This is a genomic window from Flavobacterium sp. N502540 (genome assembly GCF_025947365.1).
Lineage (GTDB): Bacteria > Bacteroidota > Bacteroidia > Flavobacteriales > Flavobacteriaceae > Flavobacterium.
In genome coordinates this window covers 2,463,836-2,477,658 of sequence record NZ_CP110012.1, presented here as the reverse complement: position 1 = coordinate 2,477,658, position 13,823 = coordinate 2,463,836, and the positions used below count along the sequence as shown (strand labels likewise).

Genomic DNA, 13,823 nt, shown 5'->3' with positions numbered 1-13,823 from the left:
TCGTTACTCAAATTTTCGCTTGACGAACCAAATTCCGTCCAAGGATAAATTAAGGGATATTTTATGGTAATTCTCTTTGATCAGGTTATCCGAAACCCTTCCTCTTTGTCCGTACGAATAGGAAATATTTAAAGACGAATAGGTGTTTTCAAGAGGCAAATTAAGTCCTATTGAAATTGCGGCATTATGGATTCTTTTACCATCAATTTCCAGATAACCGGTGTCAAAGTTTGCACCTGCGGCATACTGAACCCTATCCCAATATTTACGAATATTTTTCCTTCCTCTGTATGTAAATCCCAGGGCAAACCGATCCTGATTTACGAAATTGCCATACAATTCAGATTGATTGGTACTACCCCACAAGCTTTTTTCGTAATCCAGTGTCATGTTTAGATTGTTCTTAAAGCGTTTACTAATCCCGATCCCCATCTCTAAAGGCATATAATAATCGTCTGTATCTGAAGCTACATCAGACTCTATAGTTGTCACAACATCATCGGCAATAGTTTGAACGGTTTGTACCTTGGATGCTTTAATCCGGGTCGGCACTTTAAATGTTGTCGCAACGGTAAGAGTAGAATCAACTTGGTACTGCGCACCCAATGTTGCCCGAAGACCATTGTAATGTGTCTTTTTCTGAATACTTGTAATGGAATTCATAATTAAGAAGCTTCTGTTGTCTTTTGTATTTCCAAACAACACAGATGCTGAAGCTCCAACAGACCATTTCTTACCAAATCGGTAGCCGTAAGACAAATCCAGATTATTTAATCCTCCGGAACCAGTCGCCGTTAAATAGTAAAAATCCTGGCTGTTTTCGATAGGTAATTTTAAATTCGAGATTTTAAAAGTGGCACTCGAATAAGGGCGAATCGCTATACTAAATCCTGAATTCTTAGTAACCGGAAAGGCAAATGCTAAATGCGAAAACTGAAAATTATTACGGTTTTCACTTCTTGAACTGCTTTGATATGCAGTCGAAATGGATTTTCCTCCAACATCAAACATAAAATGATTCTGCGGCAAATATCCCAGTGATGCCGGATTCAGATTGTTGATAAAAGTGGCAGAAGGCAAAGCAATTCCTGAAGATCCAATAGAAGGAATGTTTCCAAAATCAGAATCATACACACTTCCTAAACCATACAGCGAGTAAGGAGAACTTGAAATGCTTTGAGAAAACGACGTTAGCGACATCAAAATGAGGCAGCTTAAACAGGCAATTTTACTTTTCATTTAATAAGAGATATAATAAATTTTAAGCTGGAGTTTATTGTTCAAATGTTTCTGATCGCCTAAAACAATCCGGTTAACTGTCTTAGAAATCCCCGGCAAAGTGAGGATAAGAGAAGATCTGGAACTAGATTGTTTCAGCATTTCTTTCTGCAAAAAATAACCAATCGGTACTGAGTATCCAACATTTTCATTGAATTCATCCTTCTTCTTGTTGAGAATCCCAAATACTGCAGTTCCGGCCGAATTGACCAACGAAGTACTGATTCGGTTTAAATTATCGCTTACATAAACTTTTAGAGAATCTTCCAGAGGATACTTTTCTGCGTACGTATTGTTTACCGGTTTTAAAAACAATTGCGCGTCTACAATTGCACCATTAGCTGAAATACGCTTCAGTTGTTTGATGTTCGGGAAATCAATCCGACAGGCAACACCGGTACCAGACTGAATAAACCCCTGCTGATTGGTTAACGCACTTGGCAGCTTACTATTCGAAGCGGGCAGATTTTGAATTATGGTTCCTGTCTTATCCAATGAGATGGAATTAAATTGCTTTTGGGCATCCGAAATCTTGAAATCTATGATATACGGAACTTCTTCGGTATTTGCCTGATATTTGGAATAATACAGCCGTACCTTACTCGACGCAACATGAAAACCAATAACGTTTGCCGAATTTGAAGCAGAAGGAACCAGAACAAGCCCTTTTAAATATTCACTAAAACTGTCAAAATCTGTGATCTCTCTTTTTTTGAGTTTCTGAAAGAGAGCTGCCCCAAAAGTACGGCTCATCTTAATAGTAACAGAATCCTTCCCGGCCGGCCTGGGGCTGTACGAAATAGTACCCAGGCTCTCATCACTATAATTTAAAACCGAATTATTGTAGAAGTTTTTATCATTAGTATTCGGTTTTACTTTCTCTGTTAAGCGATGAATATCAAATGTCTGAACTTTCGTGGTATCTCCGTAATAATATTTATCATATTTCAGAATCATCGAAATAGAATCAAAAACATAATTGGTGGTTTCTGTATCAGAACCGTCATTTTTTAAAGAATAAGAATCGGAAGCCAACTGAAAATAACTCTTCGATTTCACTTTTCCATAAATAGGATCTTCATAATTTCCAATTAAAATACGGTTTTTTCCAGAGGTAATCAAAGAGTCAAAATTTATGGTTGACATCTCCACAGTCATCGTATCAATCAAAATAACTTTATTACCCACGGCCAGATAATCAGACCCCACCACAAACTCACCTGCATCTGAGTCGGTTCCGCATGAAAACAGGGTCATCGCCAAAAATAACATTCCTATATACTTGTGCATATTCTAATTTTTTGAACAAATATAAATGGCACTCTTTCGCGCCACATCATAACATATACCGTCATGCATTTTTACACTATAAACAGCCAAAAAACATCTATGACAGATCTACATCATCAAATACCCCGTTCGACTTTGAAATCGGCTGTTTAGTCTATCAAAAATCACCATACATATATCTTCTTTTTTTTAAAACCACTAGCCTCCTACTTTTGAACCAATAAATAAGTAATGAAAATAAGGATACTAATTCGTTCGGTTTTTTTGATTTCGTTTTTCAATAATATTCGTAACACTTTCAATCTGACCAATAGTTTCAACAGTAATTTTTATCATCTGGATGATGCAAAACAATCATAAAGTTTATGATTTTAATACCGGTAACAGCTATGTCTTAGGAATTGACATCAAATACAAACAATAAATAAACTCAATATATTATGAATAATTTAAAAAAAGGAATACTATTCGCGACGCTGTTTTCAGGTCTCTTTTTTATAAGCTGTAGCAATGACAGCAGCGAGGAGCTAATAGGAAACTGGGTTAAAAAATCGGCATTCGACGGACCAGCAAGATCCAGCGCGACCAGTTTTGTTATTGGCGATTATGCTTATGTCGCAACAGGTTATACCGGAGATGTTTATTTGAAAGATCTATGGTCGTATAATTCAACGGGAGATTACTGGGAGCAAAAAGCTGATCTTCCGGGTATCGGAAGAAGTTCTGCCTCGGCTTTTGCCTTAAATCAAAAAGGATATATTGGTTTGGGTTATGATGGAACTAATAAATTAAAAGATTTTTATCAGTACGATCCGAGCAGCAATACCTGGGCCCAAAAGACTGATTTTGCCGGAACAGGCCGCTACGCAGCGGTAGGTTTTCAGGCGGGTGGAAAAGCCTATTTTGGAACCGGTTATGATGGAAATTACCTAAAAGATTTCTATCAGTACAACGATCAAGCCAATAGCTGGACCCTTGTAAATGGTTTTAGCGGAAATAAAAGACGTAATGCCACTGCTTTTGTAATTGCCAATAAAGTTTATTTGGGAACGGGAATTAATAACGGAGTATATCAGGAGGATTTTTGGGAATTTGATCCCGCAACTGAGGTATGGACGAGAAAACGAGACATTGATAAAGATACCGAAGACGACAGCTCCTACAATGATGATTATGCTGTTGTTCGTTCAAATGCCTCTGCTTTTGCCATGAATGGTTTGGGATATGTTGTGGGAGGAGATAACATCAAAACCATCTGGGAATATAACCCCGCCACCGATTTATGGTCAGAAAAAACACCTATGGAAGGTGCGACCAGAACAGACGCAGTTGGCTTTGCCATCAACAATCGCGGCTTTTACATGCTGGGAAGAACGGGTTCAACCTATTTTGATGATGCGTGGGAGTTTAAACCGTTAGAAGCACAAACAAGTAATGACAACTAAAATAAAAAAGCCATTCTTCCGGGCTAACATCCGGAAGAATATCTTGCTTGTCGTACTTATTTTACAATTTTTAGCCTGTGCGAAAAATGAAACCTTTACGATCGAAGCCTTCAAAACTACGTCAGGTTGGGGTTATTCGATTGCTTTAAAGAACAAAATCATTATCAAGCAGGCTATTATTCCGGTCATAAACGACTCTAAAAGCTTTAGTACAAAAAATGACGCTCTAAAAGTGGCTCAGCTGGTAGTAACCAGACTCCATCAAAATAGATCGCCCACAATAACCAAAAATGACTTAATTTTATTAAAAATAAAATTATAAATGACATTAGATACGATCAAAAATACCAGTTCAAACAAGATTTTATTTCACGGTATCATTTGGATTTTCTTTATTCTGACTTCATTAATTCAATTTTATGAAAGTCCGTTTAAAGTTAGTCCTGATTTTTATGTGCAGTGGGGTACCGGAATTGTTTTGTTTTATCTGAACTATTTTTATCTGGTTCCTGTTTTGCTTTTGGAAAAAAAATACTGGCTGTATTTTGTGTTTGTATCTACCCTGATCTTACTTTTTATGGTTGTCAGACTCAATTATTTTATTCCTGATTTTGCGCAGACACGAGTAGTAAAAGCTTTACCTCCGCCGGAAGTTCTTAAATTGATCCCTAAAGGTGGGAGACTGAAGACTTTTGTGGCTACAAAACAGCCATTATTCTTTAAAATCGGCCCCTCTTTTTTTTATATTTTGATCATTACTATTAGTGCGGTTATCCGAACACTGACCGAATTTTACAACAATCAGCAAAACAAATTAATCGCCGAAACACACCGAACCAATACAGAGCTGATCTATCTGCGCAAACAAACCAATCCACATTTTTTATTCAATTCCTTAAACAGTATTTATTCACTGGCACACAAAAAATCAGATTTAGTTCCGGATGCGATCGTAACCTTATCAGAATTGATGCGCTATATGCTGTACGAAACCGATAACAAAACGGTCGATTTAGAAAAAGAAATCAATTACATCCAGAATTATATTGAATTGCAAAAACTGAGATTAAACAATATTGAAGACATCGTAATCAATGTTCATGGAGACACCAGAAATAAGTTTATCGAACCTTTATTATTGATTTCGTTTGTCGAAAATGCATTCAAGTACGGAACCGATTACAAAGGTGCCGCTCATGTAAAAATTAAGATATTCATTCTAAACAGCAGTCTGGATTTCTGGATTGAAAATACGATTGAAGACTATAGTAAAGATCCTGATAACTCAGGAATTGGACTGGTCAACATTCAAAACCGACTGGATTTACTTTATCCCAATGCGCATAAACTTGATATCACACAAGATGATGAGTTCTTTCGTGTTCATTTGAATTTGGAATTGGATAAAATTCAAACCGCGCTAGATTAGACCTCTTTACCTAAGGTTACTTTACTATAAAAGCCAAAAAGTTCTTCTACGTATTTTATGATAATTTTAAAACTTATTTTATTGGTTTAAAAGTACTTTTGGCGCTAAACAAAACTTTAAAATTAAAACTTCAACAGATGAAATGTGTAATTATAGACGATGAACCTTTAGCAGTTGAATTACTGGGAGATTTTGTTCAAAAAGTAGATGCTCTCGAATTGATCCATACTTTTAACAATGCCATTGATGCCATTTCTTTCATCAATCAGAACAATGTTGATTTGATTTTTCTGGACATCCAGATGCCGCATTTCTCAGGAATCGATTTCTTAAATACGATCGAGAAAAAACCATTAGTTATTTTTACCACTGCTTTTTCTGATTATGCCGTTGAAGGTTTTAACCTCGGAGCAGTTGATTATTTGGTTAAACCCATTCCGTTTCACCGGTTTTTGAAATCGGTCGTACGGGCACAACAGGTATTAAATCCGACCACAACGGTTCAGGCTATTTCAGAACACACTACTGCGCCGGAACTGGAACAGGATTTTATGTTCGTAAGAGCGGAGTACGAAAATGTAAAAATGAATTTCTCTGATATTCTATTTATTGAAGGACTAAAAGATTACGTAAAAATTTATACTATTGATAACAAATTTACTCTCACACTAATCAGTTTAATTAAGCTTGAAAATCTGCTTTCGAACAAAGGATTCTCCCGAATTCACCGTTCTTATATCATCAATATAAAACACGTGAAATCCATTCAGAAGAATAAAGTTTTAATTAGCGATAAACGCATTCCTATTAGTGAAAGCTATAAGACTTCTTTCTTCGAAAGAATCAACCTTTAGATTCAATTTCAAAAATAGAAATTCCAAATTCCAAAAGTGTCGAACCTTGGAATTTGGAATTTCTATTTTTTGATTTTTTATGCTTATTCTTCGTTTTTAAACCAGCCGGAATACATTACGTAATTGTTCGAAATACGCTCAATTTCGCCCGCAAAATCAGACTGATCAATGTCTTTTACTTTTTTAGCCGGGACACCCGCATAAATACTTCCTGAAGTTATGACCGTATTCTGAGTAACAACAGCACCTGCTGCAATAATCGAGTTGCTTTCAACCACACAATTATCCATAACAATAGCGCCCATACCAATCAGAACATTATCGTGAATCGTGCAGCCGTGAACAATAGCATTGTGTCCTATCGAAACATTGCTGCCTATAATAGTAGGGTGTTTTTGATACGTACAATGGATGATGGCACCGTCCTGAATGTTGACCTTATTTCCAATAGTAATAAAGTTAACATCACCACGAATAACCGCATTGAACCAAACACTGCAGGAATCTCCAAAGGTCACATCGCCCACAATGGTAGCATTTTCGGCCACATAACAATCTTCTGGAATCAAAGGTGCTTTTCCGTTTACAGATTTAATCAGCATAATAAGTTTTTAATTAATGGCAGGACAGTTACAATCGTAACGTTCCTTTTTACAAAATAAATTAATTCCGAGGGTAATTTGGTGATACCCCCCTGTATCAAATTTCACATCACCCGTAACCTGAGAATAGGTATAAGCAAACATGAAATTTTTATAGTTCACCCCAACGATTGGCGTAATATACTGTAGTTTTTGCGCAGCTACTCCACTATTAGTGCCGTACTGGGTACCATTAAAACCTTTTCGATAAGACAAGGCAGCCCAAAGACTTCCAAAATCCATATTTTTATACGCTTTAAGGTTTAAATCGATAGTCTTTTCTTTGGTTTTATCAAACACCTGAAACAATACAGATGGCTCCCAGGTAACTTTACTTCTTTTTCCAAAAACATATCCTGCGCTTAAAAGAAACTTTCTCAAGTTATTACTTTCATATTCGGTGTACAATTCTCTTCGGGTTTCCAGCAAACCCTGAACGGTTGCATGGGCATAAAAATCAAGGTAATTGTAGGACGCCCCGACATCAACATTAAAATAAGAATCTTTTTGTATAGAGCCGAAAACGATAGGATCAAAAGTGGTTCCAAATTTAGTTTCATCCAATTGACTCTGAATCACTCCCCCGCTAATACCAAATGAAAGCTGATTTAAATCGAGTTCATCTCTGGAAAACAAGATATGATGTGCATAGGTAAGTTTCAATCCTTTTTGAGAATGGTAACCGTTTTTATCATTAAAAACAATAATTCCGGCTCCTGACCGCTCTCCTATTCTGCCATTAAAAGTCAACGTTTGCAAAGACGGAGCATCCTCCTGGCCAAACCATTGTTTTCTGGCAGTCAGTCTTATCTTGGCACAATTCGCTGCTCCCGCCATCGATGGATGAATCAGGTAATAATTATCAGACAAATAATCAGAGTAAACCGGTATCCCCTCTTGTGAATAAGAATAAGCGGATACAATTAGAAAAAACAATAAAACCCTGATTCTAAATTTCATAAAGACAATATTGAACGACTATATTTTAAACTCCTCTAATTTAATACGATTAATTTGAAAAGAGTCTTAATTATTTTATTAAAAAATCAAATATAGGTATTAGTAGAAAATAACTTTACTAAATTTGTAAAAAATTACAAATCATGACAAAAATCACCATAAAAGAAACTCAAAATCCAACGATATTAAAGTTTGAATTTGAAGATTTCATTACTCAGAATCAAAGTTTCGAATTCAAAAATATTGACGAAGCACAAGCCTCTCCATTAGCACAACAATTATTCTATTTACCGTTTGTAAAAACCGTTTATATTTCAGGAAACTTTATCGCAATCGAAAGATATAGTATTGTAGAATGGGATGATGTGAAAGATGCGGTTGCGGAACAAATTACTTCATTTGTAGATAATGGAGGCGTAATCATTAAAGTTGAAGAAACCCAAGCTAAAAAACAACCTATTACGGTTTATGGAGAAACCACTCCAAATCCTGCAGCTCTAAAATTTGTGGTGAGCAGAATGCTGACAAGAAATGCTGTTGAGTATAAAAATATCGATCAGACTGCTTCTTCTCCATTAGCCAAAGAATTATTCAAATTTCCTTATGTGAAAGAAGTTTTTATTGATGAAAACTACATTTCGGTAACCAAATATGACATCAATGACTGGCAGGAAATCACACTTGAAGTACGAACTTTTATCAAACAATTTATTGAAAACGGAGGAACTGTTTTAGATGAAAGCCTAATTGAAACAACTACTAAAAATGACATTACAAAAGACGAAGCATTTGACAAACTGGATGTTACTTCGCAACAAATCATTAACATTCTTGAAGAATACGTAAAACCGGCTGTTGCTGCTGACGGTGGAAATATTGCTTTTGACTCTTATAATGAAGAGGACAAAACAGTAAAAGTAATTCTACAAGGAGCTTGTAGCGGTTGCCCATCCTCCACTTTTACTTTAAAAAGCGGAATCGAAAATATGCTAAAAAGCATGTTAAACGACGAAGCCATTAAAGTAGAGGCTGTAAACGCTTAATTTTTTATCCTTTATAAAATACAGAAAGCGTCTGCCATTGGGGCAGGCGCTTTTTTAATTTAAACACATATCTCACTAATTATCAGCAAATTATTAACCAAATAGCGTTGTACTATTTTAAAAATAGTTAATATTGTATTCTAAACCAATCAATATCAAGACTATGGGATTATCTTCATTCTTTAAGAACTTATTTGGCACAGCCAAAGATTCTGCTACTGATCTGGCACACCAGGCCGAAACTACTTTTGAACAAGCCAAAGAGGCCGCTGCTCCTTATATTGATAAAGCAGAAACCTTCGCCGAGGAAACTTTCGCAAAAGCCAAAGAAGCATCAGAACCGCTGATTGAAACGGCAACGGATTACGCACATCAGGCGAAAGATATTGTTAGCGAATATGTTGAAAAAGCATCCGATTCTATAAGTGATGTAATTGATTCTGTAAAAGAAAAAACCAGCGAACTAACCGGAGAAACTAAAGCAATTGTTTCAGAAACCGTAACTGATAGCAGCGAAAAAACGGTCGCTAAAGCTGATGATGTTATTGATGAGACTACCGACAAGGAATAAAACTCCTTTTTCTTATCCCGGGAAATATTTTTATATTTGCACAACTAATATACCTTCTCTTTGGGAAGGTTTTTTTATTCTAAAAATATGTACAATTCAGAACAGATTAGCAATTATGCTACTAAATTTATTAACGTATTAATTGATTATTCTCCAAAATTAATCTCGGCATTCATCATTTTATTTGTCGGAATCTATGCCATCCGTTTAATCAGCAGAATCATCACAAAAATAATGATTCAAAGAAATCTGGATCCCACATTGACCCGATTCCTCTCTGACATCTTGATTTGGGCGCTCCGAATTTTATTATTTGTGACTTTTATTTCAAAATTGGGTATCGAAACATCATCCTTTGTTGCCATATTAGGAGCAATGGGTCTTGCCGTAGGTTTGTCTTTACAAGGGTCTCTATCCAATTTTGCAGGAGGAATGCTGATTATCGTTTTCAAACCTTTCAAAGTAGGCGATACGATTGAAACCGCGGGTGGAGTTATTGCAACAGTTGTAGAAATTCAGATTTTTGTAACGAAGATGTTAACCGCTAACAATCAAACTGTTTTTGTTCCTAACGGAGCTTTATCAAACGGTACCATTATCAATTATTCGATGCAGGGAGAACGAAGAGCCGATCTGACTTTTGCGGTTTCGTATGATTCTGATATAAAAAAGGCAAAAGACATTCTTTTGAACGTTTTAAACAACAATCCAAAAGTACTTAAAAAACCTGCTCCTGAAGTTTTTGTAAAAAACTTAACCGCAAGTTCTGTCGAGTTTGCCGTACGTCCATGGGCAAAAAACGCTAATTATGGAGCTGTTTTTTCTGAGACTTTAGAGAATTGCAAAGCAGCATTAGATGAAGCCGGAATTTCGGTTCAACCCTATACACTTCAAAAATAAAAAGATTTATACTTTTTTTGATGGAGGAGCCATCATAAAATCTTTTAAATAATAAGGTTCAAAATAAGCGACATCAACAGTGTCGCTTTTTTGATATTTATCATAACTGATTGTACTCATTGCAGCAGCCGAAGGATATTTGATCTCTTCCAAAAACACAAAATTTGATTGGGTTAAAACTGTTTTACATTTTTCGGCACAATCCCCTACAAAATACACAGTCTCTGTATACTCTTTAAAAGAATCCTCCGTAATAATTTCAGCCTGAATCGTTCTTTCCACTTTTAAATCGGCTGTAAATACTTCGCTATACACTTCCATTCTTCTGGCATCCAGCATTGGAATAATTTTCCCACCGGAAACCTTAGCCTGTGAAGCTAATGTTTGTAAAGTATCAACTGCAATCAAAGGAATATTTAAGGCAAAACACAATCCTTTAGCGGCCGAAACCCCAATGCGCAGACCCGTATAAGAACCTGGTCCCTGACTCACGGCAACAGCCACTAAATCCTCAACTGCTATACCTGCTTCGGCAATTACCTCTTCGATAAAAACATGCAGTTTTTCGGCATGTGAATAACCTTCTTCGGCAATTTCCCTGCATATAATGGTTTCTCCGTTTTTAGCAATGGATACGGAGCAATTTTTGGTAGCGGTTTCAATATTGAGGATAAAAGACAATGTATGTAATTTTAAATTTTTATTATGACGCAAATTATTTCTTAGAAGTATCTGCTTTTTTGAGTTTTACTTTATCTCCGGAATTCAAATCTTTAGAGACGGTGGTATAAGGACCTGTGATGACAACATCTCCTGTTTTCAATCCTGACATTACTTCGATATTCGTATCGTCCTGTATACCTGTTTTGATAATTTTAATTTTGGCTTTGTTTCCTACTTTCACAAAAACGCACTCAAACTTTTTATCGCTTTTCGGAGCTGCTTTTTTATCTTCGTTTGGATCTTCTACCTTAAAGTCTTTTACTGCAGCAGTATCTGACTTAACCACAACTGAACTGATTGGCACCGCCAAAACATTGTTTTTAGTTTTGGTACGAATATCAACTGTAGCCGTCATTCCAGGTCTGAAAGGAGAATAAGTACTTGGTTGTCCTTCCAGTAAATCCTGATAAGATTCTTTCAGGATACGTACTTTAACTTTAAAATTTGTTACCTGATCAGAAGTCAGTGCTGTACTGGCCGAATTAGAGATACTGGTTACAATACCTTTAAATTTCTTTTTCAGATAAGCATCAACTTCAACGTTTGCTTCGTCACCAATTTTTACCTTAACGATGTCATTTTCGTTTACGTCAACTTCCACTTCCATATTGTTTAAGTTGGCTACACGCAAAAGTTCTGTTCCCGCCATTTGCTGCGTTCCTAAGACACGCTCTCCCAGTTCTACATTTAAAACCGAAATGGTTCCGTCAGCAGGAGCATAAATTAACGTACGCCCTAAGTTGTCTCTGGCCTCTGTAACCGATGCCGAAGCACTTTTAACATTGTAATATGCATTTTGCTTGGTGGCCTTGGCTACTTCATAAGTCGAAATTGCCTTATCCCAATCTGATTTTGAAATTACTCCTTTTTCGTATAACGTTTTGTTACGGTCGTAATTTGCTTTTGCTTCATTATAACTGGCCTCAGACTGTGTTAAACCAGCCTTAGTTCCTGACAGATTAGCCACAGAACGATCTAAACCGGAGGTGTACAAATCAGGATTTATTTTGACCAATAAATCTCCTTTTTTAACCACCTGGCCTTCTTTTACATTTAACGCAATAATTTCTCCCGAAACCATTGACGAAAGCTTCACTTCAATTTCAGGCTGGATTTTTCCTGTTGCCGAAACTGTTTCAACAATTGTTGAAGCTATTACTTTTGAAATTTCTACTTCTGTTCCTTCATCCTTATTCCCAATAACTCCTGCTTTCGAAAGACCAACTAAAACTGCAATAAGTGCTACTGCGCCACCTACTAAAAGATAAATCGTTTTTTTAGACATAATAAATTATTTTGTAACAATTGGAACAATTGGAATTCCAAAGTAGAATTCTAATATTTTTATTTTAAACATGTAATCGTATTTTGTTCTGATCACATCGGACTGCGCATTGGTTAACAATGTTTGCGCCTGAGTAAAATCAAAAGAATTCATTAAACCTACATCATACTTTTCTTTCGCATAGTTATAGGCCTGCTGTCTTGCTTCTAATGTTACTGTAGACGATTCGTAAGTATTTAAAGCTCCTTTTGCATTTGTAAAAGCGGTATAAACATTACGTTGCAAATCTAAACTTTTTTGCTCTAAATCTATTTTAGATTTTTCTAAACTTACTTTACTACGCTCTACATTATTTCGAATTGAAAAACCATTAAAGATTGGCACATCTAAACGAAAACCAAAGTTATGTCCTTTATTATCACTGAACTGTTTAAATATCGGATCCGGCCCTACAGAATAGGGTTTATTATTTTCATCCAGTCTGGTTCGGTCACTGTAACTCGCTCTGGTATCGAATCCATAGAATCCTCTTAATGTTGGCTGATAAGCTCCTTTTGCAATGGTAACACTTTTCTGTGCAATTTCAAGATTGGTTTGCGCCAGTTTTAGTTCAGTTCTTGTTTCTTTTGCTTTATTGTAAATCTCATCCGGAGTTTGAGCCATAATATTATTTTCATCTTTTGCGTTAGTATCATCTACCACATCAAAATCTGTAAATTCTTTTAGTTGTAAAAGTTGGGCCAAACTCAATTTTGAGATTAAGAAATTATTTTCTGAAACGGTGATATTTTGTTTATCAGTCGCGACAGTTGCTTTTAAATCAAACAAATCACCTCTCGGAATAGTCCCGGCATTAACCATTTCTTCTGAACGAGCCAAACGTTTTTCATCAATCGTTAGCTGTTCTTTTTTTATTTTTAAATCTTCTTTATTCGAAAGGATCTGCAAAAACGCGTTGGCTACATTCAACGAAATATCTTCCTGCATTTTCAGCAATTGATACTGTGAAGCTATGATCGCAAGTTTTGTTCTTCTATACGTATTTTGAATTTGCAAACCTTTATAAATATCGACTCCCGCACTTAAACCTACAGAAGAGTACTGTGTTGTCTGATTACGCAAAAGACCGGTTGTAAGATCCTGATTCAAACCAATGTTCCAGGAATGTGATGCATTGCCGCTTACTGACGGCAGATAACTTCCAAAGGCAGCCCTTTTGTCAATCGCTGCATTTTGAACATCCAGTTCTGACAACTTTATCGTGATATTATTTTCTAATGCATAACGAACACATTCTTCCAAAGTCCATTTCTTTGTTTGCGCCTGACCAGACAAGCCAAACCCGAATAACACCGCAAAAACCAGACTATTATATTTATTTATCTTCATATATTTTGAATGAAA

Annotated in this window: 15 protein-coding genes; 8 read left to right on the top strand and 7 right to left on the bottom strand. The window is 36.0% G+C overall.

The features are described from left to right. Window positions 1-3: 3 nt before the first annotated feature. The gene (locus tag OLM58_RS10700; protein ID WP_264532265.1) at window positions 4-1,239 is read right to left on the bottom strand and encodes an aromatic hydrocarbon degradation protein; all 1,236 of its coding nucleotides are present in this window, start codon (window positions 1,237-1,239) and stop codon (window positions 4-6) included. Beyond that, window positions 1,240-2,568, bottom strand: a complete 1,329-nt coding sequence (locus OLM58_RS10695) for a DUF4270 domain-containing protein (protein ID WP_264532264.1) — start codon at window positions 2,566-2,568, stop codon at window positions 1,240-1,242. A gap of 231 nt (window positions 2,569-2,799) precedes the next feature. Between OLM58_RS10695 and OLM58_RS10690 the strand changes: the two genes are divergently transcribed. From OLM58_RS10690 to OLM58_RS10670, 5 genes are all read left to right on the top strand, one after another. After that, window positions 2,800-2,928: a hypothetical protein gene (locus tag OLM58_RS10690; protein ID WP_264532263.1), complete on the top strand. Its 129-nt coding sequence runs from the start codon at window positions 2,800-2,802 to the stop codon at window positions 2,926-2,928. 80 nt (window positions 2,929-3,008) lie between these two features. Continuing rightward, complete coding sequence (locus tag OLM58_RS10685; protein WP_264532262.1) at window positions 3,009-4,013, top strand: Kelch repeat-containing protein; 1,005 nt, start codon at window positions 3,009-3,011, stop codon at window positions 4,011-4,013. Continuing rightward, window positions 4,003-4,335 carry a DUF4907 domain-containing protein gene (locus OLM58_RS10680; RefSeq protein WP_264532261.1) on the top strand — a complete coding sequence of 111 codons (333 nt, stop codon included), beginning with the start codon at window positions 4,003-4,005 and terminating at the stop codon, window positions 4,333-4,335. Before OLM58_RS10685 ends, OLM58_RS10680 begins: the two co-directional genes overlap by 11 nt. Further along, the gene (locus tag OLM58_RS10675) at window positions 4,336-5,442 is read left to right on the top strand and encodes a sensor histidine kinase (RefSeq protein ID WP_264532260.1); all 1,107 of its coding nucleotides are present in this window, start codon (window positions 4,336-4,338) and stop codon (window positions 5,440-5,442) included. 137 nt (window positions 5,443-5,579) lie between these two features. Further along, complete coding sequence (locus OLM58_RS10670) at window positions 5,580-6,296, top strand: LytR/AlgR family response regulator transcription factor (protein WP_264532259.1); 717 nt, start codon at window positions 5,580-5,582, stop codon at window positions 6,294-6,296. An 83-nt stretch (window positions 6,297-6,379) separates the two neighbouring features. On the opposite strand, the gene OLM58_RS10665 is transcribed toward OLM58_RS10670, so the two are convergent. Together OLM58_RS10665 and OLM58_RS10660 are read right to left on the bottom strand one after the other, a co-directional pair. After that, window positions 6,380-6,898: a gamma carbonic anhydrase family protein gene (locus OLM58_RS10665; RefSeq protein ID WP_264532258.1), complete on the bottom strand. Its 519-nt coding sequence runs from the start codon at window positions 6,896-6,898 to the stop codon at window positions 6,380-6,382. A 9-nt stretch (window positions 6,899-6,907) separates the two neighbouring features. Further along, window positions 6,908-7,897, bottom strand: coding sequence for a type IX secretion system membrane protein PorP/SprF (locus OLM58_RS10660; RefSeq protein ID WP_264532257.1), 990 nt, complete (start codon window positions 7,895-7,897; stop codon window positions 6,908-6,910). A 143-nt stretch (window positions 7,898-8,040) separates the two neighbouring features. On the opposite strand from OLM58_RS10660, the gene OLM58_RS10655 reads away from it, so the two are divergent. The 3 genes from OLM58_RS10655 to OLM58_RS10645 all read left to right on the top strand — a co-directional run bounded on the left by OLM58_RS10655 (window position 8,041) and on the right by OLM58_RS10645 (window position 10,411). Next, the gene (locus tag OLM58_RS10655) at window positions 8,041-8,940 is read left to right on the top strand and encodes a NifU N-terminal domain-containing protein (RefSeq protein ID WP_264532256.1); all 900 of its coding nucleotides are present in this window, start codon (window positions 8,041-8,043) and stop codon (window positions 8,938-8,940) included. A gap of 163 nt (window positions 8,941-9,103) precedes the next feature. Then, complete coding sequence (locus OLM58_RS10650) at window positions 9,104-9,511, top strand: YtxH domain-containing protein (protein WP_264532255.1); 408 nt, start codon at window positions 9,104-9,106, stop codon at window positions 9,509-9,511. 87 nt (window positions 9,512-9,598) lie between these two features. Further along, complete coding sequence (locus OLM58_RS10645; protein WP_035746896.1) at window positions 9,599-10,411, top strand: mechanosensitive ion channel family protein; 813 nt, start codon at window positions 9,599-9,601, stop codon at window positions 10,409-10,411. Window positions 10,412-10,417: 6 nt separating this feature from the next. Here the strand turns inward: OLM58_RS10645 and tsaB are convergent, their stop codons facing one another. From tsaB to OLM58_RS10630, 3 genes are read right to left on the bottom strand one after another with little or no spacing between them, the layout of a single operon-like run. After that, window positions 10,418-11,092, bottom strand: coding sequence for a tRNA (adenosine(37)-N6)-threonylcarbamoyltransferase complex dimerization subunit type 1 TsaB (gene tsaB / locus OLM58_RS10640; RefSeq protein ID WP_264532254.1), 675 nt, complete (start codon window positions 11,090-11,092; stop codon window positions 10,418-10,420). A gap of 34 nt (window positions 11,093-11,126) precedes the next feature. Continuing rightward, a complete protein-coding gene (locus tag OLM58_RS10635) occupies window positions 11,127-12,419 on the bottom strand; it encodes an efflux RND transporter periplasmic adaptor subunit (protein ID WP_264532253.1) in 1,293 nt (430 codons plus the stop codon). 6 nt (window positions 12,420-12,425) lie between these two features. Next, a complete protein-coding gene (locus tag OLM58_RS10630; RefSeq protein WP_264532252.1) occupies window positions 12,426-13,808 on the bottom strand; it encodes a TolC family protein in 1,383 nt (460 codons plus the stop codon). Window positions 13,809-13,823 lie beyond the last annotated feature (15 nt).

Coding starts and splice junctions, on each gene's coding strand:
- OLM58_RS10660 (WP_264532257.1), bottom strand. CDS start 7,897: ATGAAATTTAGAATCAGGGTTTTATTGTTTTTTCTAATTGTATCCGCT.
- OLM58_RS10655 (WP_264532256.1), top strand. CDS start 8,041: ATGACAAAAATCACCATAAAAGAAACTCAAAATCCAACGATATTAAAG.
- OLM58_RS10675 (WP_264532260.1), top strand. CDS start 4,336: ATGACATTAGATACGATCAAAAATACCAGTTCAAACAAGATTTTATTT.
- OLM58_RS10630 (WP_264532252.1), bottom strand. CDS start 13,808: ATGAAGATAAATAAATATAATAGTCTGGTTTTTGCGGTGTTATTCGGG.
- OLM58_RS10690 (WP_264532263.1), top strand. CDS start 2,800: ATGAAAATAAGGATACTAATTCGTTCGGTTTTTTTGATTTCGTTTTTC.
- OLM58_RS10700 (WP_264532265.1), bottom strand. CDS start 1,239: ATGAAAAGTAAAATTGCCTGTTTAAGCTGCCTCATTTTGATGTCGCTA.
- OLM58_RS10685 (WP_264532262.1), top strand. CDS start 3,009: ATGAATAATTTAAAAAAAGGAATACTATTCGCGACGCTGTTTTCAGGT.
- OLM58_RS10665 (WP_264532258.1), bottom strand. CDS start 6,898: ATGCTGATTAAATCTGTAAACGGAAAAGCACCTTTGATTCCAGAAGAT.
- OLM58_RS10680 (WP_264532261.1), top strand. CDS start 4,003: ATGACAACTAAAATAAAAAAGCCATTCTTCCGGGCTAACATCCGGAAG.
- OLM58_RS10695 (WP_264532264.1), bottom strand. CDS start 2,568: ATGCACAAGTATATAGGAATGTTATTTTTGGCGATGACCCTGTTTTCA.
- OLM58_RS10645 (WP_035746896.1), top strand. CDS start 9,599: ATGTACAATTCAGAACAGATTAGCAATTATGCTACTAAATTTATTAAC.
- OLM58_RS10670 (WP_264532259.1), top strand. CDS start 5,580: ATGAAATGTGTAATTATAGACGATGAACCTTTAGCAGTTGAATTACTG.
- OLM58_RS10635 (WP_264532253.1), bottom strand. CDS start 12,419: ATGTCTAAAAAAACGATTTATCTTTTAGTAGGTGGCGCAGTAGCACTT.
- OLM58_RS10650 (WP_264532255.1), top strand. CDS start 9,104: ATGGGATTATCTTCATTCTTTAAGAACTTATTTGGCACAGCCAAAGAT.